This window comes from Fundidesulfovibrio sp., assembly GCF_058402725.1.
Genome location: NZ_JBZVFJ010000150.1, coordinates 1 through 1,490, shown reverse-complemented (window position 1 = coordinate 1,490; position 1,490 = coordinate 1). Strand labels below are relative to the sequence as shown.

Here is a 1,490-nt window from a genome sequence, read left to right as displayed (position 1 = left end):
ACTTGGCGATTCCGTTCTACCTTCTCCTCTCCGATGGTGGACCCAAAAACCAGGGAAAAAGACACGATGGCGTGCCCGGGGGAGCCCGCGAAGCAACTCGGGAGTGCAGAGGGCGAAGCCCTTTGCCCGCCGGAGGCTTCTCCCCAGACGGCCCTGTCGCCCGCGTATGCCGTGCCTGGCGAAGCTCTGGCGCAACGACAATCAACCAGACCGCTGAAGCGGGAGGACATAGCATGAGAGCATTGGTCAAAACCGGCCCTGGCGAGGGGCTTGAGCTCCAGCGCGTGAAGAAGCCCGAGCCCGGGCACAACGACGTGCTGATCAAGATCAAGAAGACGGCCATCTGCGGCACGGACGTGCACATCTGGAAGTGGGACGAGTGGGCGGCGAAGACGATTCCCGCGCCCATGGTGGTGGGCCACGAGTATGTGGGCGAGGTGGTGGCCGTGGGCCAGGAGGTGCGCGGCTTCCAGGTGGGCGACCGGGTGTCGGGCGAGGGCCACGTGACGTGCGGCTTCTGCCGCAACTGCCGGGCGGGGCGCAGGCATCTGTGCCGCAACACGGTGGGCGTGGGCGTGAACCGTCCCGGGTGCTTCGCGGATTATCTGGCGATTCCGGCGTTCAACGCCTTCAAGATTCCCGACGGCATCGACGACGACCTGGCCGCGATCTTCGATCCGTTCGGCAACGCGGCGCACACGGCGCTGTCGTTCGACCTGGTGGGCGAGGACGTGCTCATCACGGGGGCGGGCCCCATCGGGATTATGGCGGTGGCCATCGCGCGGCACGCCGGGGCGCGGCATGTGGTGATCACGGACGTGAACCCGTACCGCCTGGGCCTGGCGGAGAAGATGGGGGCCACGCGCGCGGTGAACGTGCTGGAGCGCGGCCTGCCCGAGGTGATGGCGGAGCTGGGCATGACGGAGGGCTTCGACGTGGGCCTGGAGATGTCGGGCGCGCCGAGGGCTTTCGAGTCCATGCTGGAGAACATGAACCACGGCGGCCGGGTGGCGCTTCTGGGCATACCGCCCAAGTCCACGGCCATCGACTGGAACCACGTGATCTTCAAGGGGCTGGTGATCAAGGGCATCTACGGCCGCGAGATGTTCGAGACGTGGTACAAGATGACGGCCATGCTCCAGAGCGGTCTGGACATCCGCCCGGTGATCACACACCGCTTCCCGGTGGAGGAGTTCGCAAAGGGCTTCGAGGTGATGATCGGCGGCCGGAGCGGGAAGGTGATCCTGGACTGGAACGCGTAGCCCGGCCGCCCCGCGCGGGGCGCACGGCATCGGAAAAGGTTGGATGAACGGGCGGCCATGGCCGCCCGTTTTCTTTGCGGACGCCGATTCGAAGAAATGACGGATCAGGAACGCATATCCGTCTTGATTTGTGCATGGCAAATGTTAATGTGCCTCGTAGCGGCTTCGAAATGGAGACCCCTGCGTAATACGCTGAGTCGCGTGCCTGATCCCCCTCGGCGGCGCATT

At 65.4% G+C, this 1,490-nt stretch carries 1 protein-coding gene; it reads left to right on the top strand.

The genetic code is table 11. The annotated features are described in order from the left end of the window. Positions 1-233: 233 nt before the first annotated feature. On the top strand, positions 234-1,262 hold the full coding sequence (gene tdh, locus ACV4UX_RS15630; RefSeq protein ID WP_491594211.1) for an L-threonine 3-dehydrogenase: 1,029 nt from the start codon (positions 234-236) through the stop codon (positions 1,260-1,262). Positions 1,263-1,490 lie beyond the last annotated feature (228 nt).